Consider the following 22731-nt stretch of genomic DNA (forward strand, 5'->3'; position numbering starts at 1 on the left):
GGGCGTGGCGGCGAACTGGCACGGCCCTTGCTTTTCTAGAAATGCTTCGGTCAACGGCGATTGAAGCTATCTCAAACGCCAGATCGCGTTTGCCAACGACACCGACGTCGCAAGGTTTTTGTTTTCCGAGGGTTCCTCCCGATCCCGGACGCAAGCACCGAGCGGCGTTTTTTTATGTCCGTTATCCGGCCAGCAGAGGAACCTGCGCATGACCAAGTTTTCGACCGGCGGTCTGACCCGCCGAAGCCTGCTGAAGACCACCGCGACCGTTGCGCTCTTCGGCGCGGTCAAGTCGGCCTTCCCATCCGGTGCCTTTGCGCAAGGCTCCGGGCCGGAAACCACCAAGGCCGTGCTCGGCTTCATCGCGCTCACCGACTCGGCACCGCTGATCATCGCCAAGGAGAAGGGCCTCTTCGACAAATACGGCATGACCGAAGTCGAGGTGGTCAAGCAGGCCTCCTGGGGCACGACCCGCGACAACCTGGTGCTCGGCTCCGCCGGCGCCGGCATCGACGGCGCCCATATCCTGACGCCGATGCCCTATCTGATCTCGACCGGCAAGGTTACTCAGAACAACCAGCCGCTGCCGATGGCGATCCTTGCGCGCCTCAATCTCGATGCCCAGGCAATCTCGGTCGGCCAGGCCTATGCCGACCTCAAGGTCGGCCTCGATGCATCCGCGCTCAAGGAAGCTTTCGCCAAAAAGAAGGCCGAAGGTGCCGCCGCCAAGGTGGCTATGACCTTCCCCGGCGGCACCCACGATCTCTGGATCCGCTACTGGCTCGCCGCCAGTGGCATTGATCCCGATAGCGATGTCGAAACCATCGTCGTGCCGCCGCCGCAGATGGTCGCCAACATGAAGGTCGGCACCATGGACTGTTTCTGCGTCGGCGAGCCCTGGAACGAGCAGCTCGTCAACCAGAAGATCGGCTACACCGCCGTCAACACCGCCGAAATCTGGAACGAGCATCCGGAAAAGTCCTTCGCCATGCGCGCCGACTGGGTGGAGAAGAATCCGCGTGCTGCCAGGGCGCTTACCATGGCGATCCAGGAGGCGGCGCAATGGTGCGACGACATGGCGAACAAGGACGAACTGGCGAAGATCGTCGGCAAGCGTAGCTGGTTCAACGTGCCGCCGAAGGACATCGTTGATCGCCTCAAGGGCGAGTACGACTACGGCAATGGCAAGGTCGTCGAACAGAGCCCGCACTTCATGAAGTTCTGGCGCGATCACGCCTCCTATCCCTTCCAGAGCCACGATACCTGGTTCCTCACCGAGAATATCCGCTGGGGCAAGTTTGCGCCCGATACCGACGTCAAGGCGCTCGTCGCCAAGGTCAACCGCGAGGATATCTGGCGTGAGGCCGCCAAGGATCTGGGCGTCACCGACGTGCCGGCTTCCACCTCGCGTGGCGTCGAAAAATTCTTTGACGGCAAGATCTTCGATCCCGCGGATCCGCAAGCCTACCTCAAGAGCCTTTCGATCTCGCGCGTCGCCTGAGCCATCGCCGATGCTGGCCGGCATGGCCCGCCAGCATCCGCTTTCGAATACCAAGGAGAACGGCATGACCGTCACCAACCTCAAACTCAAGGGCCAGTCGGCGCCGCGACCTGCCGCGCGCGTGATCGCCTTTACCCGCTCGGCGAAACCCGGAAGCAGCCGTCCGCTGCTCGAAAGGCTCGCCGTCGGTGCCGCGAACATCGCGCCGCTCATCGTCACGCTGTCGCTGATCCTCATCACCTGGCAGGTTGTCTGTTCGGCGCCCGATTCCAGCCTGCCGTCGCCGGCGCGGGTGCTGGAGGAAAGCTGGGAGCTCATCGCCCATCCCTTCTATATCGGCCAGGGCGTCGACCAGGGTCTCTTCTGGCATATCGCGGCGAGCCTTCAGCGCGTCGCGGTCGGCTATGCGCTCGCAGCGGTCGTCGGCATCGCGCTCGGCGCGCTGGTTGGCCAGAGCCAGCTTGCCATGCGCGGGCTCGATCCGATCTTCCAGGTGCTGCGCACTGTGCCGCCGCTTGCATGGCTGCCTTTGTCACTGGCTGCTTTCCAAGACGGCAACCCCTCGGCGATCTTCGTGATCTTCATCACCGCCATCTGGCCGATCATCATCAATACCGCTGTGGGCATCCGCAACATCCCGCAGGATTATCAGAACGTCGCCAGGGTGCTGCGCCTCAACGCCTTTGAGTACTTTTCGAAGATCATGTTGCCGGCCGCCGCCCCCTACATCTTCACGGGGCTGCGCATCGGCATCGGCCTCTCCTGGCTGGCGATCGTCGCGGCTGAAATGCTGATCGGCGGCGTCGGCATCGGTTTCTTCATCTGGGACGCTTGGAACTCCTCGCTGATCAGCGACATCATCGTCGCGCTGATCTATGTCGGCATCGTCGGTTTCCTGCTCGATCGCCTCATCGCCCTCGTCGGCCGCGTTGTCACCCGCGGCACCGCAACCGCTTGAGAGAGGGGAAAGCCATGACCAAGAGCTATCTTTCGCTGGAACTGATCGACAAGAGTTTTGAACGCGGCGGCGTGCGCACAGAAGTGCTGAAACAGGTGTCGCTCTCTGTGGACAGGGGCGAGTTCATCTCGATCATCGGCCATTCCGGTTGCGGCAAGTCGACCTTGCTCAACATCGTTGCCGGCCTGACGCTGGCGACGACCGGCGTCGTGCTGCTCGACGGCCGGGTCGCTGACGAGCCGGGGCCGGACCGCGCCGTCGTCTTCCAGAACCATTCGCTGCTACCCTGGCTGACGGTCTACGAGAACGTCCGCCTCGGCGTCGACAAGGTCTTCTCGCGCACCAAGAGCAAGGCCGAGCGTCACGACTGGACGATGCGCAATCTTGAACTCGTGCAGATGGCGCATGCGACAGACAAGCGTCCGTCCGAAATCTCCGGCGGCATGAAGCAGCGCGTCGGCATTGCCCGCGCGCTCGCCATGGAGCCGAAGGTGCTGCTGCTCGACGAGCCCTTCGGCGCGCTCGACGCGCTGACCCGCGCGCATCTGCAGGATCAGGTGATGCAGATCCACGCCGAGCTCGGCAACACGGTGCTGATGATCACCCATGACGTCGATGAGGCGGTGCTGCTCTCTGATCGCATCGTCATGATGACCAACGGCCCATCGGCCCGCATCGGCGAGATCCTCGACGTGCCGCTCGCCCGCCCGCGCCGCCGCATCGAGCTTGCCGGTGACCGAACCTACCTCAAATGCCGCGAAGCCGTGCTCAAGTTCCTCTACGAGCGCCACCGCTTCGTCGAAGCTGCGGAGTGATCCCATGGCTGAACACACCACTGAAAAGCTCGTGATCATCGGCAACGGCATGGCGCCGGGCCGCATGCTGGAGGAACTCTTCGAGAAGGCCTCGGGCCGATACGCGGTGACGATCTTCAACGCCGAGCCGCGCGTCAACTACGACCGCATCATGCTGTCGCCGGTGCTTTCGGGCGAGAAGGACTACGAGCAGATCATCATCCACGGCGACGGATGGTACATCAAGCACGAGATCACGCTCTACAAGGGCCACAAGATCATCGCCATCGACCGTGACGCCAAGACCGTCACCTCCGACCATGGCGTCACCGAGAGTTACGACAAGCTGGTGATCGCGACCGGTTCGGTGCCCTTCATCATTCCGGTACCGGGCAAGGACCTGCGCGGTGTCATCACCTATCGCGATCTCGACGATGTGCAGGCGATGCTGCTTGCGGCCCAGTCGCGCGAAAAGGCTGTCGTCATCGGTGGCGGTCTTCTCGGCCTCGAAGCGGCAGCCGGTCTCAATGCACGCGGCATGGACGTCACCGTCCTGCACGTCATGCCGACGCTGATGGAGCGGCAGCTCGACCCGTCCGCCGGCTACCTGCTGCAGAGGGCGGTCGAAGAGCGTGGCATCAAGGTCATCACCAAGGCGAATACCAAGCGGATCATCGGCGAGGAGAAGGTCGAGGGCATTGAACTCGACGACGGCCGGATCATCCCGGCGACACTGGTCGTGATGGCGGTCGGCATCCGACCGAATGTCGGCCTTGCCAAGGAGGCGGGGCTTGCCACCAACCGCGGCATCGTCGTCGACGCCGGTATGCAGACGTCCGACGGGCACATCATGGCACTCGGCGAATGCGCCGAGGTCGGCGGCATGGTCTATGGCCTGGTGGCGCCGCTGTATGAGATGGCGCGGGTTGCCGCGCGTCACCTGGCCGGCGATCGCAGCGCCGCCTTTGTCCATTCCGATACGCCGACAAAACTGAAGGTGACCGGCATCAACCTCTATTCGGTCGGCGATTTCGCCGACGGCGACGGACGCGAGGAGATCGTCCTTCGCGATGCTACCGCCGGCATCTACAAGCGGCTGGTGCTCAAGGAGAACCGCATCATCGGCACGGTGCTCTACGGCGAGACCGGCGACGGCGCGTGGTTCAACGACCTGATGAAGCGTGGCACCGACATTACCGAAATGCGCGACACGCTGATCTTTGGTCAGGCCTATCAGGGAGGGTCCCCGCTGGACCCTATGGCGGCCGTTGCAGCCTTGCCGGATGATGCGGAAATCTGCGGCTGCAACGGCGTCTGCAAGGGCAAGATTGTCAAGACGATTGGGGCGAAGGGCCTGACCTCGCTCGATGACGTGCGTGCTCATACCAAGGCGTCCGCCTCCTGCGGCTCCTGCACCGGCCTTGTCGAGCAACTGATGACGCTGACGCTCGGCGACAGCTACAATCCGGCCGCCGTCCAGCCGATGTGCACTTGCACCGAGCTCGGCCATGATGACGTCCGCCGGCTGATCAAGGCAAAAGGTCTGAAGACCATTCCTGCGGTCATGCAGGAGCTGGAGTGGAAGACCTCCTGCGGCTGCGCCAAGTGCCGCCCGGCGCTCAACTACTACCTCGTCTGCGACTGGCCGGACGAATATGCCGACGACTACCAGTCACGGTTCATCAACGAGCGCGTCCACGCCAATATCCAGAAGGACGGCACCTATTCGGTGGTGCCGCGCATGTGGGGCGGCGTCACCAATTCCGGGGAATTGCGGGCGATCGCCGACGTGGTCGACAAGTTCGATATCCCCCTGGTCAAGGTGACGGGAGGCCAGCGCATCGACCTGCTCGGCATCGAGAAGGAAGACCTGCCGGCGGTCTGGGCGGATCTCGGCAAGGCCGGCTTCGTCTCCGGCCAGGCCTATGCCAAGGGGCTGCGCACGGTGAAGACCTGCGTCGGCTCCGACTGGTGCCGCTTCGGTACTCAGGATTCGACGGGGCTCGGCATCCGCATCGAAAAGTTCATGTGGGGCTCGTGGACGCCGGCCAAGCTGAAGATGGCGGTCTCCGGCTGTCCGCGAAATTGTGCCGAAGCCACCTGCAAGGATATCGGCGTCGTCTGCGTCGACAGCGGCTTCGAGATCCATTTTGCCGGTGCCGCCGGCCTCGACATCAAGGGCACGGAAGTGCTCGGTCTGGTGAAGACCGAGGACGAGGCGCTGGAGCATATCGTGGCGCTGACGCAGATGTATCGCGAACAGGCCCGTTACCTCGAGCGCATCTACAAATGGGCGAAACGCATCGGCCTCGACGAAATCCGTCGCCAGATCATGGGTGATGCCGACAAGCGCAAGGCCTATTTCGACCGCTTCGTCTTCAGCCAGAAATTCGCCCAGGTCGATCCCTGGTCGGAGCGCGTCTCCGGCAAGGACAAGCACGAGTTCCGGCCGATGGCGACGGTCGGTTTTTCAGAAGCCGCGGAGTGAGGGGATGGATATGAACTGGATCTCAATCGGCGACATCTCCGACATTCCGCTGAGGGGCGCGCGTTGCGTGAAGACACCCCAGGGCAAGATCGCCGTGTTCCGCACGGGCGAAAACGAGGTGTTCGCCATCGAGGATCATTGCCCGCACAAGGGTGGACCGCTGTCGCAAGGCATCGTGCACGGCACGGCGGTGACCTGCCCCTTGCACAATTGGGTGATCTCGCTCGAAACCGGCAAGGCGCTCGGCGCCGACGACGGCGCAGTGCGCACGATCCCGGTGCGCAACGACGGCGGCGCGCTGTTCATCGCACTCGAAAGCCTGCTGATCGCGGCGGAGTAATCGCATGGATGATTGCGTTCCCCGTTCTGTTCTCTTGCGCGCTACTTCACGCTCTTCCTCATCCCTGTGCATGTCACAGGGATCCAGCAGCGCCGCGTCCACGGCGCGAAGGGGACCCATCACGCGAAAGATTTCGCGTGATTGGATTCCTGTCACAAGCACAGGAATGACGGAGGAAGGGCTTCAGGGCGCCGGTTCAACAGCGCCTCGATGCCGGAGGAGGACAGGCAATGCCCTCTGAGACGAGAACCACCTGTCCCTATTGCGGTGTCGGCTGTGGTGTTATCGCGACGGTGGCCGAGGACGGCGCCGTCTCCGTTCGCGGCGACGTCGAGCATCCTGCCAATTTCGGCAGGCTGTGCTCCAAGGGCTCGGCGTTGGCCGAGACCCTCGATCTAGACGGCAGGCTTCTTTACCCCGAGGTCGACGGCAAGCAGGCCGGCTGGGACGAGGCGCTCGATATCGTCGCCACACGTTTCGCTCAGACGATCGCAGAACATGGGCCGGATTCGGTTGCCTTCTATGTCTCCGGGCAGTTGCTGACCGAAGACTATTACGTCGCCAACAAGCTGATGAAGGGCTTCATCGGCTCGGGCAACATCGACACCAATTCGCGGCTCTGCATGTCCTCCTCGGTCGCCGGTCATCGCCGCGCCTTCGGCTCGGACACGGTGCCGGGCTGCTACGAGGATCTGGAGCTTGCCGATCTCGTGGTGCTGACGGGCTCCAATCTCGCCTGGTGCCACCCGGTGCTCTACCAGCGCCTTGCCGCGGCAAAGGCGGCGCGGCCCGAGATGCGGGTGGTGGTGATCGATCCGCGCCGCACGATGACCGCCGATATCGCCGACATGCATCTTGCCATCCGGCCGGATGGCGACGCGGCGCTGTTCAACGGCCTTTTCGCCCATCTGGCCGCCAGCCCCACTAACGACCGGTCCTTTATCGCTGCCCATACCAGCGGCTTCGCCGAAGCCTTCGCAGCGGCGAGCGCGCTTGACGAGTCCGCCTTGGCACAATCGACCGGGCTCGAACCGTCGGAAATCACCGCCTTCTTCCGCCTGTTCGAAACGACGGAAAACGTCGTCACCTGCTACAGCCAGGGCGTCAACCAGTCCTCCTCGGGCACCGACAAGGTCAACGCCATCATCAACTGTCATCTCGTCACCGGCCGCATTGGCCGGCCGGGCATGGGGCCGTTTTCGCTGACCGGTCAGCCCAATGCCATGGGCGGCCGCGAGGTCGGCGGCCTCGCCAACATGCTTGCCGCCCATATGGACATCGAAAAGGCCGGGCACCGCGATCAGGTGCGCCGCTTCTGGGGCGCGCCATCGATCGCGACCAGGCCGGGGCTGAAGGCGGTCGACATGTTTCGTGCGGTTGCAGACGGCCGGATCAAGGCGATCTGGATCATGGCGACCAATCCCGTGGTCTCCATGCCGGATGCCGACGCCGTCGAGGCCGCACTCAAGGCCTGTCCCTTCGTCGTCGTCTCCGATGTGCTCCAGGAGACCGACACCACCCGTCACGCCCATGTGCTCCTGCCCTCGCTCGGCTGGGGCGAGAAGGACGGGACGGTCACCAATTCCGAGCGCCGCATTTCCCGTCAGCGCGGCTTTCTCGCGGCCCCGGGGGAGGCCCGCGCCGACTGGTGGCAGCTGAACGAAGTGGCGCGCCGTATGGGGTTCCAGGGTGCCTTCGCCTATACCTCACCCTCAGAAATCTTCGCCGAGCATGCTGGTCTTTCGGCGTTCGAGAATGACGGGCGGCGCGATTTCGACATCGGCGCCCATGCGGAGATCGATGCTGCGGCCTACGACGCGCTCGCGCCGTTCCAATGGCCGCAATCGCTGGGGAAGCCAGAGGGCGAGACCCGCTTCTTTGCCGATGGTGGCTTCTTCCACGCGGATGGGCGTGCCCGCTTCGTCGCGGTTGCGAGCGCCGTGCCGGCCCGCGTCAGTGGCGGCTTCCCTTTGACCTTGAACACCGGCCGCGTGCGCGACCACTGGCACACGATGACCCGCACCGGTAAGAGCGCGCGCCTCTCCGCCCACCTCGCCGAACCTTTCGTCGAGATCCACCCGCGTGACGCGATGGATCTTGGCATCGCCCCCGCCGATCTCGTTTCCCTTGAGAGCCCTTACGGCTCGGCGATCGTCCGCGCACTCATCACTGAGCGCCAGGCGCGTGGCAATCTCTTCGTGCCCATGCACTGGAACGACCAGTTTGCCGCCAAGGCGCGCATCGATGCGCTGGTCCCGCCGGTTACCGATCCGGTCTCGGGCCAGCCGGCCTCGAAAAATGCCGCCGTTGCGATCCGCCGTTTTTCCGCTTCGACCTACGGCTTTGCGGTCAGCGCGTCGAAACCCTCGGGTCTCGATCTCGGCTATTGGGCCGTTGCCAAGGCGAGGGGCGGTTGGCGTCTGGAACTTGCTGCAGAGACGACGCCGGAGGATTGGGTCGCCTGGTGCCGGAAGACCTTTGGCCTTACTGGGGACATCGAGCCGATCGGCTATGCGGATGGGCCCTCCGGCCAAAGACGGCTCGCCTTCTTCGACGGCGATCGCTTGCTGCTGGCGCTGTTTCTCGCACCTGAACCCGTCGCCGTAGCCCGCAACTGGGCGGTCGAACAGCTGAGCGCCTCGCATACGGACCTGCGCACGCGCTTTGCGCTCGTTGCCGGCCGGCCGGGCGCCGACCGGCCGGACCCCGGCGCGACCGTCTGCTCCTGTTTCAATGTTGGCGTCAATCAGATCGTCGCGGCTGTCCGCGGCGGCTGCCGTTCGGTTGAAGCTGTCGGGCGGGCGCTGAGCGCCGGAACCAATTGCGGCTCCTGCCGCGCCGAGATCAGGGGGATCGTCGATGGATGCCTTGCTGCCGCTGCGGAATGAAATTCAATCGCGCCGCGAGCCGGTGCGCATGGCCGCGCTTGCCAAGCTGCCGGTCTTCTGGTCGCTCGAAGCCAAGCGTGTCGTGGTGGCGGGCGGCAGCGATGCCGCGGCCTGGAAGGCGGAACTGCTGGCCGCCTGCGGCGCCGAGGTTCATATCTATGCGCCGGAGGAAGAGCTCGGCGAGGTCTGCGCGGCTTTGATCAGCCAGGGCGCCGCTCATCCCACTGGTCGTCTCGTCCATCACCGCGAGAGCTGGCAGGCGAATGTGCTTGCCGGTGCCGCGCTTGCGGTCGCCGATTGCGAGAGCGACGACGAAGCGCAAGCCTTTTTTGCGGCGGCGCAACAGGCCGGCGTACCGGTCAATGTCATCGACAAGCCCGCTTTCTGCCAGTTTCAGTTCGGTTCCATCGTCAACCGCTCGCCGGTCGTGGTGTCGATCTCGACCGATGGTGCGGCACCCATCCTCGCCCAGGCGATCCGCCGGCGCATCGAGACGCTGCTGCCGCCGGTGCTGAAGGATTGGGCAGCGCTGGCGCAGGCTTTGCGAGACAAGGTCAATGCCCGGCTCAAGCCCGGCGCGCCGCGCCGCGCCTTCTGGGAGCGGTTCGTCGATCTCGCTTTTCAAGCGACACCGGAGGAGGGTGTCGAGACGCGGCTGGTGGCGGAGATGGAGCGCTTGTCGGCGAACCATGCCGCCACCGGTCGCGTGACGCTTGTCGGCGCTGGCCCCGGCGACAGCGAGTATCTGACGCTGAAGGCGGTACGGGCCCTACAAGCCGCCGACGTCATCCTGTTCGACGATCTCGTTTCGAACGAGGTTCTGGAGCTCGCCCGGCGCGAGGCCAAGCGCATGCTGGTCGGCAAGCGCGGCGGGCGCGAGAGCTGCCGGCAGGAGGACATCAACGACATGATGGTGGCGCTGGCGCGCGCCGGCAAACGTGTCGTTCGCCTGAAGGCCGGCGATCCCATGATCTTCGGCCGTGCCGGCGAAGAGATCGCCCGTCTGGAGCAGGAAGGCATCCCGGTCGATGTCGTGCCCGGCATCACTGCTGCGAGCGCCATGGCGGCGCGTCTCGGCCTGTCGCTAACCCATCGCGACCATGCCCAGGCGGTGCGCTTCGTCACCGGCCACTCCCGTCATGGCGGTTTGCCGTCGGACATGGACTGGCGCGCTTTGGCCGATCCGAAGACCACGACGATCTTCTACATGGGCGGTCGCACTGCACCTGCTATCGCCGCGCGCCTCCAGGCGGAGGGATTATCCGGCGAGACCCCGGTCGTCATCTCGGCCAATGTCAGTCGCGACAACGAGCGGCGCTGGCAAGGCGCCTTGCGCGACCTTGCCACAGGCATCGCCGTGATCGGCTACGACGATCCGGTCCTGATCGGCATAGGTGCCGCTTTTGGCGTCAGGCGGGTGCCGAGGGCGGCCATCCGACCTGCGCCTTTTGCCGCAGGTTCGCTTGCAGGTTGAAACCTTCTCTCGCTCGGCGTTGCAATCACCGGCCGCATGCTTACCTTGCCGCGCGGTAGAGTGATGTCGATGACGGGAGATTCGCCAGATGCTGGACCTGCGTGTTCACTTCCTTGAGGCCTATGGATCGCTTGCCGCTTGGCGCGAACAGATTTTGCGCCAGGTGGACGAGACGGCCGAGCGGGTCGGCGCGCGTGTTCCTGCCGCCGACAGTGCCGCTCCCATCGATATCGTCGTCGAAAACAGGCCGGGAGAGACCATTCCCGAACTGGGTGTGGCCGGTAGCTGCTATCGCAGAGGATTGGTCTACCTGACGCTCGACCCCGACAACGAGAACTTCCATGCCAGCCTTGCCGCCGGCGAGTTGCGGAGAATGTTGACGCATGAGCTGCATCATTCCTTCCGCCACGCGACCTGCGGCTACGGCTCCAAGCTCGGCGAAGCTCTGGTCACCGAGGGCCTTGCGGATGCCTTCGATGTCGAGATCAATGGCGGCGACGGCCATCCTTGGAACCACGCGATTGCAGCGGGCGATTGGGCAGATTTGCTGGAGCGCGCCGAGCGGGAACTCTGGGCGGAGGGCTATGATCATGCCGGCTGGTTCTTTGGCTGCGATCGTGCGCTGCCGCGCTGGGCCGGCTATACGATCGGCTATCACCTTGTGAAAACTTATCTCGCAGCGAACCCCGATGCACACCCGTCGCAGATGACGGCGACACCTGCTTCCGTCGTCATCGGCGAAGCCTGGGCGCCGTTGAAGCAAGGCCTGCTGGCCGCCGCTTGAGCGGCCAGAGCGGGATGAGGAAAAGTGTGTGCGGTTTTCCGCCCGCATCCCGCTCTAAACCATCGTGATCTAAGAGTAGGGCGCCTCATCGCGGTCGCGTCCGGGCAATTTCCTGACATCGCCGATCCAGGGCAGCGCCGAGGAGCACCAGATCTGCGACCGTGGCTTGAGCTCCCGGCGCTGGTTGATCGTGCCGACCCGGATGCCGACTTCCAACGCATCCTCGTCCGTGCCGGTCGTATAGATCGGCGAGCCGCAGTTCGGGCAGAAGAACTGCAGCCGCTGGCGACCGTTTTCAGCGACCTTCGTATAGAGCTTCGGTTCGCCGCCGGTCAGCCGGAAGTTCTCGCGGGCAGTACCTGCGGTCACGCGATAGGCGGATCCCGTCAGTTGCTGGCAATCGGTGCAATGGCAGATCGCGACGTCGCCCGGATCGATCTCGGCCTCATAGGTCACGTAGCCGCAGTGGCATTGCCCGTCGATGCGCATGGAGGCCTCCCTGAAAGCACAGAAGCTAGAGCGGAGCAGCAAAAAGTGTATGCCGCTTTCCGGGTTTGAGCTTGGATAGCTCACGCCTGACTATCGACGACAATCGCCACTGGCTGCAGCGGCTGGAGGCATGGGGCCACGATTGCGTAAGTAGAAACTTACACGCCGGTGAACAGCCACTCGTGTTCGCGGGCGTTGTGGAACTTCCAGATACGCTTCGGCCCGGCCATGACGTTGAGATAGTAGACGTCGTAGCCGTGTACTGCGGCAACGGGGTGATATCCCTTCGGCACCAGCGTCACGTCGCCGTCCTCGACCGCCATGGTCTCGTCCAGCGAGCGGTCGTCGGTATAGACGCGCTGCATGGCGAAACCCTGCGGCGGGTTCAGCCGGTGATAGTAGGTCTCTTCCAGATAGCTTTCGGCCGGCAGGTCGTCCTGGTCGTGCTTGTGCGGCGGGTAGGAGGAGGTGTGGCCGCCGGGCGTAATCACTTCTACGACGAGCAGAGACTGCGCCGAACCGTCATCTTCCGGCATGATGTTGGTGACGTAGCGGGTGTTGGTGCCCTTGCCGCGCGTCATCTGCGGATGCGTGCCCGGCGCGATGACCTTCGCCTTGAAGCCCTCGCCGCCCGGTGCCGAGCAGATGGCAAGATCCAGATCCGAAGTCGCCGTTGCCTGCCAGCGGCTGCCCTTCGGCACATAGACGGCATAGGGCTGGCCCTCGAACGGCGTCATGCGCCCGCCGAGTTCGCCGAAGCTTTCGCCGTCAACGGATACCTTCGCCTTACCGGAGACCAGCACGAGGCAGACTTCCTTGTCACCGGTCTCGCCTTCGGTCGTTTCGCCGGCCTTCAGCCGTTCAAGCGCGAAGCCGACATAGGTCCACCCGGCGCTCTCCGGCGTCACGTTTTGCATCAGGCCCGATTTGGCCTTCGGTTTGACGAGCAGCTTGGACATGTGACGGTCTCCCTGATTCCTTTCCCGGGGCGCTCTGAACGTGTGGCTTGCCCCTCACCCTAACCCTCTCCCCGCAGGCGGGGAGAGGGAATCTGGAGTTTGCCGCATGCTCTCCACCTTACGTCGCGAGGAATTGGGGAGCCAGCGGCATATCCCTTCTCCCCGCAAGCGGGGAGAAGGTGGCGGCAGCCGGATGAGGGGCAATCCCCGTGAAGTCCAGCGACCGAAACCGTGAGCTTACTTGTCGAGCCCGGCTTCCTTGGCAAGGGCCTTCAGCGACTTCAGCCCGAGTGACTGGTATTCGAACGGGTTGCGCACGGCCGAATCCTGTTCGGCCTCGATCACCAGCCAGCCGGAATAGTCGTGCTCGGCCGCGATCTTCAGCACGGGCAGGAAGTCGACGCCGCCCTCGCTGTCGCCGGGCACGGTGAAGACGCCGCGGCGCACGCCTTCGAGGAAGGAGAGGTCTTCACCTTCGACGACTTTGCGGACGGCCGGCCGCACGTTCTTGCAATGGATGTGACGCACACGATGCATGTATTTCTTCGCGACCTCAGCCGGATCGGAGCCGCCGAACCAGGCGTGGCCGGTATCGAGCAGCAGCTTGGTGGCCGGGCCGGTGTTCTGCATCAGGAGGTCGATTTCCTCGCCGGTCTGGACGATCGTGCCCATGTGGTGGTGGTAGACGAGGTCGATGCCCTGGTCGGCGCAATACTCAGCGATCGCTTCGAGGTCGGCACCGAACTTCTTCCACTGGTCGGCCGGCAGCACCGGCTTATCGTTGGCAACCGACTTCGTGTCGTCGCCATGAATGGCGTTCGAGGTTTCGCAGACGATCGCCACCTTGCAACCATTGTGCTTCAGGAGGTCGAGATGTGGCTGGATCGCCTTCTTCTCGGCCTCGACGTCGTGGGTGAGCAAGTTGGTCGAATGCCAGCCGGAAACGAAGACGAGATCGTAGGAGGCGAGCTTCTGCTTCAGTGCCTCCGGATCGCTTGGCATCTTGTGCCCCTTCTCGATGCCGTCGAAGCCGATCTTCTGGCAATCGGAGAGGCAATCCTCGAGCGTCAGATGCGCGCCGATCGTATGATCGTCGTCGTTGCTCCAGGCGATCGGGTTGGTTCCGTAGCGGATCATGTTAGTCGTTTCCTATAGCATTGTCCGCGCAGGCGGATCGTTCGTGGTGCCTCATGGGTGCGCAGCGGGGACGGGGCGATTGCCCCCTCATCCGGCTGCCGCCACCTTCTCCCCGCAGGCGGGGAGAAGGGAAATGCCGCGCCCTCCGTGTTCCCTCTCCCCGCTCGCGGGGAGAGGGTTAGGGTGAGGGGCCGCTCTCGATGTCTCATCCTTCCGGACGTTGCCCGACAGGCAAAGACGCGGGCGCCGAAAGGGCAATCTTAGCCGAAGCGCTGGGAGGTGAGCGCCTTTACGTAGCCCTCGCGCGCCTCGTTGACTTGCTTGCGGCCCGAGACTTCGGGCACTGCCACATCCCACCAGTGGCCGCCGGCCTCGGTGGTGATCAGCGGGTCGGTGTCGATGACGATGACGGTCGTGCGCGCCTCGCCCGCCGTCTCCTTGAGGGCCGCTTCGAGCTCGGAGATCGAGCCGACCTTGCGGGTGACGGCGCCCATCGCGGCAGCGTGGGCCGCGAAGTCGATCTGCGGCAGCTCGACGTGATGGGTGTCCTTCAAGAGATTGTTGAAGTTGGCGCCGCCGGTGCCCATCTGCAGCCGGTTGATGCAGCCGTAGCCGGCATTGTCGAGCAGCACGATGGTGAACTTGGCGCCGAGCATGATCGAGGAGGCGATCTCCGAGTTCAGCATCATGTAGCTGCCGTCGCCGACCATGACGATCACGTCGCTCTCGGGCTTGGCAAGCTTGACGCCGAGGCCGCCCGCGACCTCGTAGCCCATGGTCGAGAAGCCGTATTCCATGTGGTAGCCGCCAGGCTCTTCCGCCTGCCAGAGCTTATGCAACTCGCCCGGCAGACCGCCGGCGGCGCAGACGAGGGTCGTGTTCTTGCCGCCGCGGGCGCGCTGGACGGCGCCGATCACCTGGGCATCGGAGGGAAGCGCCGCATTGGTCGTGGCGGTCGCCTTGTCGGCAGCCGTCAGCCATTCGGCCTTGCCGGCCTTGGCCTTGGCGGTCCAGCTCGGGTCGGCCTTGTAGCTGCCGAGACCGCCAGAGATCCGGTTGAGACCGGCGCGGGCGTCGGCAATCAGCGGCAGGCCGTTGTGCTTGCCGGCATCGAACGGCTGGACGTTGAGGCCGATGATCTTGAGGCCCTCATTCTTGAAGAGCGCCCAGGAACCGGTGGTGAAATCCTGCAACCGCGAACCGACGGCGAGAACCACATCGGCGTCCTCGGCGAGCGCGTTGGAGGCGGAAGTGCCGGTGACGCCGACCGAGCCCATGTTAAGGGAATGCGAATGCGGCAGCGCCGACTTGCCGGCCTGCGTTTCGACGACGGGAATGCCGTGCCGTTCGGCAAAGTCGCCGAGCTCCTTGGTCGCTTCCGAATAGAGCACGCCGCCACCGGCGATGATGATCGGCTTCTTCGCTTCCTTCAGCGCTGCGATTGCCGTTGCCAGTTCGTCGAGATCGGGCTCGATGCGGCGCGGCACCCAGACCTTCTCGTCGAAGAAGTTTTCCGGATAGTCATAGGCTTCAGCCTGCACGTCCTGGCAGAGCGACAGCGTGACGGGGCCGCAATCAGCCGGATCGGTGAGAACCTGCATGGCGCGGCGGAGCGCCGGCACGATCTGCTCGGGCCGGGTGATACGGTCGAAGTAGCGCGACACCGGGCGGAAGCAGTCATTGGCCGAGATCGTGCCGTCGCCAAAACTTTCGACCTGCTGCAGCACCGGATCGGGGCGGCGATTGGCGAAGACGTCGCCGGGCAGGAACAGGACAGGCAGGCGGTTGACATGGGCGAGTGCCGCCGAGGTCACCATGTTGAGTGCGCCGGGGCCGATCGAGGTTGTGCAGGCCATGAAGCGGCGGCGGAAGCTCGCCTTGGCAAAGGCGATCGCTGCATTGGCCATGCCCTGTTCGTTCTGAGCGCGGTAGGTCGGCAGCGTGTCCTTGATTGCATGCAGCGCTTCGCCGACGCCGGCAACGTTGCCGTGGCCGAAGATGGCGAAGACGCCGCCGAAGATCGGTACCTTCTTGCCGTCGATCACGGTCATCTGGCGGGTCAGGAACCGCGCCACGGCCTGGGCCATGGTCAGGCGCACGGTCTTCTGGCTCATTGTCTGTTTCCTCCTCGTGGCGGAATCGTCCCGTTCCACCCTGTCCGCAGCATTATCGATGGTTATCCGTCGATCCTATGCCGCCTTTGTTTCACCCAGTTGCAGCCAGAGATCCACCAACGCCCCAAATTTTCCGGCCATGTCGGCGATCGCCTGCTCGTCTGTCATCGTACCGCCGAGCCAGGCCTTGCCGGCATCGGCGAAGATCGTGCGGCCGACGGCGAAGCCTTTGACCGTCTTCGAGGTGCGGGCGGCTGCAAAGCCATCCTTCAACTGCTCATAGGGCGCCTCGAGGCCCAGGAGCACCACGCCGCGGCAGAGCGGATCGCGGGCCTCGATCACGGCGTCGATCGCCGCCCAGGCGCCGCGGCTTGCCTGCGGCTCGAGCTTCCACCAGTCCGGTTTGAGGCCGGCATCGTAGAGCTCGTTGAGCGCCCGTGGAATCGTCTGGTCGTCGAGCTTGCCATGCTTGCCGGCGATGATCTCGATCAGGATCTCGCGACCGACCTTGCGGGCCGCTTCGAAGGCCGAGCGGAGCTTCGCCACCTGCTGCGCCTTGAGGTCTGCCGGATCATCCGGGTGGTAGAAGGAGAGCACCTTGATGCAATGATCGACCGGCCAATCGATCAGGCGGCTGCCGAGGTCCTGGCTGAATTCGAACTGCAGCGGCCGCGAGCCCGGGAGCTCGATCGGCTTGCCGATCCAGAAATCGCGGTGTGCACCGGCGGCATAAAGCGCATCGCGGCCGTATTTGTCGTCGATCAGCATGCCGAAGCCCGAGCGTCCGGCCGCGACTTGCGCCGCTGCCTTGACCGCCAGCACCTTGAAGGCAGGAATGCGCGCGAGAAGCGCCTGGTCTCCCGCGGCCATGTCTTCGAGCTGGCTGCGATGGTCGATCGCAAGCGCCATCAGAAGCGGAATGTCGCGACGACGGGTGGTTGCCCAGTGAACGTGGTTGATCGCCTCGTCCTTGCGCAGCGCCCGCTCCTTGCTGCCGTTTTCGAGGAAGAACTGTAGTTCGGTCCAGGTCGGGATTTCAGGCGCACAGAGCAGCCGAGAGACGGCAAACGCGCCGCAGGCATTGGCCCAGGTGGCCGAGGTCGCGTGCGGTTCGTTCTTCAGCCAGCCGCGCAGGAAGCCGGACATGAAGGCGTCGCCGGCGCCGAGCACGTTGTAGACCTCGATCGGGAAGCCCTTGCCGACGATGCCGTCTTCGAGATTGTCGGAGATAGGGCCGTCATAGACGATGCAGCCCATCGGACCGCGCTTCAGTACGATCGTTGCCTTGGAAAGCGAGCGGATCGTCTTCAGCGCTTGCAAGAGGTCGCTTTCGCCGGACGCGATCAGCACTTCCTCTTCCGTGCCGACGATGAGGTCGCAATCGGCAAGAACGGTCTTCAGGTGCGCCGAAACCCGGTCGGAGGCGATGTAGCGGCTCTCGCCGGCATCATGGCCGGCAAGACCCCAGAGGTTCGGACGGTAGTCGATGTCGAAGACGATCCTGGCGCCGCTTTCCTTGGCAAGGCGCATGGCCTTGCGTTGGGCGGCGTCGGTGTTCGGCTTGGAGAAATGCGTGCCGGAGACGAGGATGGCGCGGGCCGAGCGGATGAAGTCTTCCGAAACGTCGTCTTCGCACAGCGCATTGTCGGCGCAGTTGTCGCGATAGAAGAGCAGCGGGAAGGACTTGTCGTTCTCGACAGCGAGGATCGCAAGTGCTGTCAGCCGTTCCGGGTCGGTGACGATGCCGCGCGTCTCGACGCCTTCGCGGGCGAGCTGCTCGCGGATGAAGCGGCCCATCTGTTCGTCGCCGACGCGGGTCAGCAACGCCGACTTGAGACCCAGGCGGGCCGTGCCGACCGAGATGTTGCAGGGGCAGCCGCCGACCGACTTGGCGAAACTCGAAACGTCTTCAAGCCGCGTGCCGATCTGCTGGCCGTAGAGATCGACCGAGGCTCGGCCGATGGTGATCAGGTCGAGCGACTTTGCTCCCTGTGCCGAAACGTTCTGGCTCACTGCTTCCTCCCAGCGGACACCTTGGCGGGCCCGACCATTTTCGTACTGTGGGTGATGGCGGTATGAAACATAAATTCCGACGTTTCGTCAATATGGAATTTTCATTCTATCCGTTCCGTTTGACCTAGCCACCTTCGGCAAGGCGCTGACGCTTCTCGGCGATGGCGACGGTCAGCGCCATGGCGAAGGCCATGCTGGCGGAGAGCGAACGGAACCCGGCATGGTCGGCCTCGACCAGTTCGAACCAGACCTTCGAGGATTCCGCGAGCGGCGAGAAGGCCGAATCCGTCAGCGACACGACCGGCACCTTGCGTTCGGCGAGAAGCCTCGCCTGGGCGGCGCTTTCGGAGGCATAGGGTGAGAAACTGACGGCAAAGGCCGCATCGTTCTTCGTCGCCATGGCCAGCACATCCTCGTCGATGCCGGCGGCCGTGCCGACGAGCTGGTACTTCACCTTCAGCTTGCCAAAGGCATAGGCCATGTAGCTGGAGATCGGGTAGGAGCGGCGCTTGGCGATCAGGTAGATCGTGTCGGCTTTGGCCAAAATGTCGACGGCCCGCTCGAAGGCTTCCGGATCGACCGAAGAGGCGATGTTGTCGAGCGAGCGGTGGGCGGCGGCGACGAAGCCGTTGAAGATCGAGCCGCTTTCGAGCCTGCTATGGTCGTTGTTGCTCAGCGCCTTCAGCCGATCCTCGTAGCCGGGCGTGCGCTCGCGCAGCCGCGCGCGAAAGATCTGCTGCAGGCTGGAGAAGCCCTCGAAGCCGAAATGCTGGGCGAAGCGCACCAGCGTCGACGGCTGCACTTCGGCCGAGGTGGCGATGCTGGCCGCCGTGCCGAAGGCGATCTCATCCGGATTGTCGAGCGAGTAGGCGGCCACCTGGCGCAGCCGTTTCGGTAGCTGCGCCTTGCGTTCCAGAATGGCGGCCTTCAGCGCCTCGAAATCCTGCGGGACCTCCGTCGTCGTTTCCGGCATGGCCATGTCTTATTCGTCTCCTCGGTCTTCGGTGTCGTTTGCATCCTCACTCTAATCGATTAGCCGGGAACGGCATAGAACAGACGTTCCATTTTCTAGATATGCACCCATTCATTGGTCTTGGCAGACTGATAGGTCGCCGACAGCACCTTCTGTACCTCAAAGCCTTCGCGGAAATCGGTCGAGGGTGATTTGCCCCCGGCGATGGCGTCGAGGAATTCCTTGACCTCGATCGCCTTCAGGTCGTTGAAGCCGATCTGGTGGCCGGGAGCCACGCAGAAGGCGCCATAGGGCGGATGCTCCGGTCCCGCCCAGATGGTGCGGAAGCCGCGGGTGCGGATGTCGTCGCCGGTCTTGTAGAGGCGGATTTCGTTCAGCCGCTCCTGGGTGAAGACGATGCTGCCCTTGGAGCCGTAGATCTCGAAATCGTGCTGCATCTTGCGGCCCGTGGCGATCCAGCTTGCCTCAAAGCTGCCGGTCGCGCCGTTTTCGAAGCGGACGAAGGCGCGGGTGATGTCGTCGACCTCGACGGCGCGGGTCTCGCTCGAGCCCTGCGCGATCGGGCGTTCCGGAATCTGGATGATGGTCTCGGCCAACACCTGACTGATCGGGCCGACGAGGTGGCGCATGGAGGCGATGATGTGGCTGCCGATATCGGCGAGCGCGCCGCCGCCGCTGGCCGGGTTCAGGCGCCAACCCCACGGAACCTGCGCATCGGCCATGAAGTCTTCCGCATGAATGCCGCGCATCGAGCGGATCTCGCCGATCTCGCCGTTTTCGATGATGTCCTTGGCAAGGAAGATCAGCGGGTTCTTGAGATAGTTGAAGCCAACCTGGGTGACGACGCCGGCCTTCTCGGCGGCCTCGACCATCTCGCGGCATTCGGCGACGGTGGGCGCCAGCGGCTTCTCGCAATAGACGTGCTTGCCATGGGCGATCGCCGCCAGCGCCATCTCCTTGTGCAGCAGGTTCGGCGTGGTGATGTCGATGATGTCGATATCCGGATCGGTCAGCAACTCGCGCCAGTCGGCAGTCGCCTTGCGAAAGCCGAGTTGGCCGCGTGCACGCTCCGCGCTCTCGACTGTCACGTCGGCGACCGAAACGAGGTCGAGCTCGAAGGGCAGGTCGAAGACCCGCGCGGCAATGGTGAAGCCGAGCGCATGGGCCTTGCCCATGAAGCCCGTGCCGATCAGCCCGATCCCGAGTTTGCGCTTGCTGGCCATGTTGAATTCCTCCCTGGCGGCGCTGCCGTGTTGGTCTGAAATGAAATGAATTGTGCATGTTTTGTCAATATGGAATATTTATTCGAAATACGGCGGTGATACGGGAACGGTGTCCATCGAAACAGCCAAATCTGTGCGTTCCGGCCAGGCTCATCTTGACGAAGGGGGAATGTGTTAACGCATTTTTACCATGTTCCGTTGGAACATCGCACTTCGTCATGGTTAACGAATCGCTCCGGAGTCTACGGGGCGGAGCTGGAGTGAAATCAGCATGTGCCGCTGGGCAGCCTATCGCGGGGACCCGCTCTATCTCGAGGAACTGGTTACCTCTCCCGCGCACTCGCTGATCGAACAGTCCCATTGCGCGACGCGGGCGAAGACGGCCACCAATGGCGACGGCTTCGGCATCGCCTGGTATGGCGATCACCCGGAGCCGGGGCGCTACCGCGATATCCTGCCCGCCTGGTCGGACTGCAATCTGAAAAGCATTGCCCGCCAGATCCGCTCGCCGCTCTTCCTTGCCCATGTGCGCGCCGCGACCGGCGGTGGCACAAGGCGCGACAACTGCCATCCCTTCGTCTTCGGCCGCTGGTCGTTCATGCACAACGGCCAGATCGGCGACTTCGAGCATCTGCGCCGGCCAATGGAGAGCATGCTCGACAACGACCTCTATTCGGCCCGCACCGGCACGACCGACTCCGAGCTTCTGTTCCTGCTCGCCATGCAGTTCGGGCTCGACCGCGATCCGCTCGGCGCGATCGCCGAGGCACTCGCCTTCGTCGAGCAGCTTGCCGAACATCTCGAACGCCAGGTGCTGGTCCGCTTCACCGCCGCCTTCTCCGACGGCCAGGATCTCTACGCCGTGCGCTATGCCTCCGACTGGAAGGCGCCGACGCTCTACGCTGCACCCATGGGCCCAAGCGGCGGCTATTGCCTCGTTTCCGAGCCGCTCAACGACGACGACAGCGCCTGGGTCGAAATCCCGGACGGCACCGCGGTCATCGTCGGTGAAAATGGTGTCGATGTCCGGCTGTTTTCGACGCAGGGGACGCCGGTGAAGACACGTCAGATGGCTTGAGGCGCGTCAACTAGATCTATAGGTGATGTGCCCCTCATCCGGTTGCCGCCACCTTCTCCCCGCAGGCGGGGAGAAAGAACGTGTTGTCCGATCCGGATAGATAGGTAACAGAGTAGACCGGATAGAAGGGTGACAGTTTTCTCGTAGCCGGGGAGGACCGGCGATGGTTTGGCGGGAGACTGGCATCATGGACGAGCGGATGAAGTTTGTGGCGGCGTGTCTCTTGGACGAAGAGACGATGACGGCGCTTTGCGATCGGTTCGGGATATCGCGCAAGACGGGCTACAAGTGGCTGGAGCGATACCGGCGTCTGGGTCCTGAGGGTCTTGAGGACCTGCCGCGGGCACCGCTTGTTCATGGCCGGGCGACCGCAGCCGATGTGGTGGCGCGGATTGTTGGCGAAAAGGCAGCCCATCCGGCGTGGGGTCCGAAGAAGATCATCAGCCGGCTGAAGCGCGAGATGCCATTTGGCGTTTGGCCAGCGGTCTCGACGGCCGGTGAGATCCTGAAGCGCCATGGGCTTGTCGGCGTGCGGCGGCGGCGTTGGCGTGCGGCGGGCAACGGTCCGTGGCCGCGACCGGAGGCGGCGAACGCGGTGTGGACGGGGGACCACAAGGGCTGGTTCCGGACCCGCGACGGCGTGCGCTGTGAACCGTTGACGGTGATGGATGCGGCCAGCCGCTATCTCTTGGCGCTGGAGGCGACGGGCTCGACGAGCGAGGCGGAGACCTGGCCGGTGTTTGAGCGGTTGTTTAGGGCGCACGGCCTGCCCGACCGCTTCCGCAGCGACAACGGCCCGCCCTTTGCCGCCGCCGGGGTGACCGGCCTAACACCCCTGTCGGTGCGTTTCATCAAGCTCGGCATCGCGCTGGAGCGGATCAAGCCCGGCAAGCCGCAGCAGAACGGCAGCCATGAGCGCTTTCATCTGACCATGCTGCCGCTGGCCCAGGCGCCTGAGGCCAATCAACGGGCACAGGCACTGGCCTTTGATGCGTTCCGGCGTGAGTACAATGAGGAGCGCCCGCACGAGGCACTCGCAATGGCGGCGCCCGCCGAACACTATCGCAACTCCTGTCGGGCGATGCCGGCAACCGTGCCCGAGCCCGTCTATCCGGTCGAGGCTGCCGTGCGACGGGTGCGCAGCAATGGTGCGATCAAATGGCAGGGCGGCGAAATCTACGTCTCGGCCACCCTTGCCGGCGAACCGGTTGCCGTCGAGGAGACCGAGACCGGCGAGTGGAAGCTGCGCTTCTACGCCCATTCGCTCGGTTACATCGATCTCAAACACATGCGTCTGGTCCGCCGCAACGCCGGGCAATCCGCACCAGCAAACGGCGCGCACCAGACCGACGCATCGGGGGAAGAACTGTCACCTATCTATCCGGTCTAAACTGTCACCCATCTATCGGCTGGACAGTGTGGCGCTCGCTCGTCCACGACGAGACTTTCGAGGAAGCGTCCGTCTGCAAATCATAACTCCGCTGAGTAGGCGACAGGAACGTTGCGATCGTAGCGCCG

At 64.0% G+C, this 22731-nt stretch carries 17 protein-coding genes; 10 read left to right on the forward strand and 7 right to left on the reverse strand.

Translation table 11 applies throughout. From position 1 onward, the window contains the following. The first annotated feature begins 208 nt into the window (after positions 1-208). From ACN9MO_RS19255 to ACN9MO_RS19290, 8 genes are all read left to right on the forward strand, one after another. Entirely contained in the window at positions 209-1501 is a 1293-nt protein-coding gene (locus ACN9MO_RS19255; protein ID WP_057247948.1) for a CmpA/NrtA family ABC transporter substrate-binding protein, read from the forward strand. Between the two features lie 64 nt (positions 1502-1565). Continuing rightward, positions 1566-2459, forward strand: coding sequence for a nitrate ABC transporter permease (ntrB, locus tag ACN9MO_RS19260; protein WP_113132141.1), 894 nt, complete (start codon positions 1566-1568; stop codon positions 2457-2459). Between the two features lie 14 nt (positions 2460-2473). Next, the gene (locus ACN9MO_RS19265) at positions 2474-3274 is read left to right on the forward strand and encodes an ABC transporter ATP-binding protein (protein ID WP_057247949.1); all 801 of its coding nucleotides are present in this window, start codon (positions 2474-2476) and stop codon (positions 3272-3274) included. Positions 3275-3278: 4 nt separating this feature from the next. Continuing rightward, positions 3279-5741, forward strand: coding sequence for a nitrite reductase large subunit NirB (gene nirB, locus ACN9MO_RS19270; protein ID WP_113132009.1), 2463 nt, complete (start codon positions 3279-3281; stop codon positions 5739-5741). A gap of 4 nt (positions 5742-5745) precedes the next feature. Further along, positions 5746-6081: a nitrite reductase small subunit NirD gene (nirD, locus tag ACN9MO_RS19275; RefSeq protein WP_057247951.1), complete on the forward strand. Its 336-nt coding sequence runs from the start codon at positions 5746-5748 to the stop codon at positions 6079-6081. 230 nt (positions 6082-6311) lie between these two features. Next, the gene (locus ACN9MO_RS19280; protein ID WP_057247952.1) at positions 6312-8969 is read left to right on the forward strand and encodes a nitrate reductase; all 2658 of its coding nucleotides are present in this window, start codon (positions 6312-6314) and stop codon (positions 8967-8969) included. Then, on the forward strand, positions 8941-10443 hold the full coding sequence (cysG, locus tag ACN9MO_RS19285; protein WP_112994154.1) for a siroheme synthase CysG: 1503 nt from the start codon (positions 8941-8943) through the stop codon (positions 10441-10443). The genes ACN9MO_RS19280 and cysG overlap by 29 nt, the downstream gene beginning before the upstream one ends. 88 nt (positions 10444-10531) lie before the next feature. Next, positions 10532-11227 (forward strand): DUF2268 domain-containing putative Zn-dependent protease, encoded by a 696-nt coding sequence (locus ACN9MO_RS19290; protein WP_112994153.1) that lies wholly within the window; start codon positions 10532-10534, stop codon positions 11225-11227. 69 nt (positions 11228-11296) lie between these two features. Here ACN9MO_RS19290 and ACN9MO_RS19295 read toward each other — a convergent pair whose 3' ends face one another. The 7 genes from ACN9MO_RS19295 to ACN9MO_RS19325 all read right to left on the reverse strand — a co-directional run bounded on the left by ACN9MO_RS19295 (position 11297) and on the right by ACN9MO_RS19325 (position 20135). Then, on the reverse strand, positions 11297-11716 hold the full coding sequence (locus ACN9MO_RS19295; protein WP_057247955.1) for a GFA family protein: 420 nt from the start codon (positions 11714-11716) through the stop codon (positions 11297-11299). A gap of 158 nt (positions 11717-11874) precedes the next feature. Continuing rightward, positions 11875-12675 carry a 5-deoxy-glucuronate isomerase gene (gene iolB / locus ACN9MO_RS19300; protein ID WP_057247956.1) on the reverse strand — a complete coding sequence of 267 codons (801 nt, stop codon included), beginning with the start codon at positions 12673-12675 and terminating at the stop codon, positions 11875-11877. 237 nt (positions 12676-12912) lie between these two features. Continuing rightward, positions 12913-13812, reverse strand: coding sequence for a myo-inosose-2 dehydratase (iolE, locus tag ACN9MO_RS19305; protein ID WP_113132010.1), 900 nt, complete (start codon positions 13810-13812; stop codon positions 12913-12915). A gap of 260 nt (positions 13813-14072) precedes the next feature. Then, entirely contained in the window at positions 14073-15926 is a 1854-nt protein-coding gene (gene iolD, locus ACN9MO_RS19310; RefSeq protein ID WP_113132011.1) for a 3D-(3,5/4)-trihydroxycyclohexane-1,2-dione acylhydrolase (decyclizing), read from the reverse strand. Positions 15927-16001: 75 nt separating this feature from the next. Beyond that, positions 16002-17939 carry a bifunctional 5-dehydro-2-deoxygluconokinase/5-dehydro-2-deoxyphosphogluconate aldolase gene (locus ACN9MO_RS19315; RefSeq protein WP_113132012.1) on the reverse strand — a complete coding sequence of 646 codons (1938 nt, stop codon included), beginning with the start codon at positions 17937-17939 and terminating at the stop codon, positions 16002-16004. Positions 17940-18063: 124 nt separating this feature from the next. Continuing rightward, a complete protein-coding gene (locus ACN9MO_RS19320; protein ID WP_058323691.1) occupies positions 18064-18918 on the reverse strand; it encodes a MurR/RpiR family transcriptional regulator in 855 nt (284 codons plus the stop codon). An 89-nt stretch (positions 18919-19007) separates the two neighbouring features. Continuing rightward, entirely contained in the window at positions 19008-20135 is a 1128-nt protein-coding gene (locus tag ACN9MO_RS19325; RefSeq protein WP_113132013.1) for a Gfo/Idh/MocA family protein, read from the reverse strand. Positions 20136-20406: 271 nt separating this feature from the next. Here ACN9MO_RS19325 and ACN9MO_RS19330 point away from each other — a divergent pair, with 271 nt between their 5' ends. Together ACN9MO_RS19330 and ACN9MO_RS19335 are read left to right on the forward strand one after the other, a co-directional pair. After that, positions 20407-21213: a class II glutamine amidotransferase gene (locus ACN9MO_RS19330; protein WP_057247962.1), complete on the forward strand. Its 807-nt coding sequence runs from the start codon at positions 20407-20409 to the stop codon at positions 21211-21213. A 163-nt stretch (positions 21214-21376) separates the two neighbouring features. Beyond that, positions 21377-22603 carry an integrase core domain-containing protein gene (locus tag ACN9MO_RS19335; RefSeq protein ID WP_113132014.1) on the forward strand — a complete coding sequence of 409 codons (1227 nt, stop codon included), beginning with the start codon at positions 21377-21379 and terminating at the stop codon, positions 22601-22603. The last annotated feature ends 128 nt before the right edge of the window (positions 22604-22731 follow it).

It is taken from the genome of Ensifer sp. R-19, from assembly GCF_049905105.1.
Classification (GTDB): Bacteria; Pseudomonadota; Alphaproteobacteria; order Rhizobiales; family Rhizobiaceae; genus Ensifer.

Bases quoted from the DNA above. Each gene is read 5' to 3' on its own strand.
- ACN9MO_RS19255 (WP_057247948.1), top strand. From the start codon at position 209: ATGACCAAGTTTTCGACCGGCGGTCTGACCCGCCGAAGCCTGCTGAAG.
- ntrB (WP_113132141.1), top strand. From the start codon at position 1,566: ATGACCGTCACCAACCTCAAACTCAAGGGCCAGTCGGCGCCGCGACCT.
- ACN9MO_RS19265 (WP_057247949.1), top strand. From the start codon at position 2,474: ATGACCAAGAGCTATCTTTCGCTGGAACTGATCGACAAGAGTTTTGAA.
- nirB (WP_113132009.1), top strand. From the start codon at position 3,279: ATGGCTGAACACACCACTGAAAAGCTCGTGATCATCGGCAACGGCATG.
- nirD (WP_057247951.1), top strand. From the start codon at position 5,746: ATGGATATGAACTGGATCTCAATCGGCGACATCTCCGACATTCCGCTG.
- ACN9MO_RS19280 (WP_057247952.1), top strand. From the start codon at position 6,312: ATGCCCTCTGAGACGAGAACCACCTGTCCCTATTGCGGTGTCGGCTGT.
- cysG (WP_112994154.1), top strand. From the start codon at position 8,941: ATGGATGCCTTGCTGCCGCTGCGGAATGAAATTCAATCGCGCCGCGAG.
- ACN9MO_RS19290 (WP_112994153.1), top strand. From the start codon at position 10,532: ATGCTGGACCTGCGTGTTCACTTCCTTGAGGCCTATGGATCGCTTGCC.
- ACN9MO_RS19295 (WP_057247955.1), bottom strand. From the start codon at position 11,716: ATGCGCATCGACGGGCAATGCCACTGCGGCTACGTGACCTATGAGGCC.
- iolB (WP_057247956.1), bottom strand. From the start codon at position 12,675: ATGTCCAAGCTGCTCGTCAAACCGAAGGCCAAATCGGGCCTGATGCAA.
- iolE (WP_113132010.1), bottom strand. From the start codon at position 13,812: ATGATCCGCTACGGAACCAACCCGATCGCCTGGAGCAACGACGACGAT.
- iolD (WP_113132011.1), bottom strand. From the start codon at position 15,926: ATGAGCCAGAAGACCGTGCGCCTGACCATGGCCCAGGCCGTGGCGCGG.
- ACN9MO_RS19320 (WP_058323691.1), bottom strand. From the start codon at position 18,918: ATGGCCATGCCGGAAACGACGACGGAGGTCCCGCAGGATTTCGAGGCG.
- ACN9MO_RS19325 (WP_113132013.1), bottom strand. From the start codon at position 20,135: ATGGCCAGCAAGCGCAAACTCGGGATCGGGCTGATCGGCACGGGCTTC.
- ACN9MO_RS19330 (WP_057247962.1), top strand. From the start codon at position 20,407: ATGTGCCGCTGGGCAGCCTATCGCGGGGACCCGCTCTATCTCGAGGAA.
- ACN9MO_RS19335 (WP_113132014.1), top strand. From the start codon at position 21,377: ATGGTTTGGCGGGAGACTGGCATCATGGACGAGCGGATGAAGTTTGTG.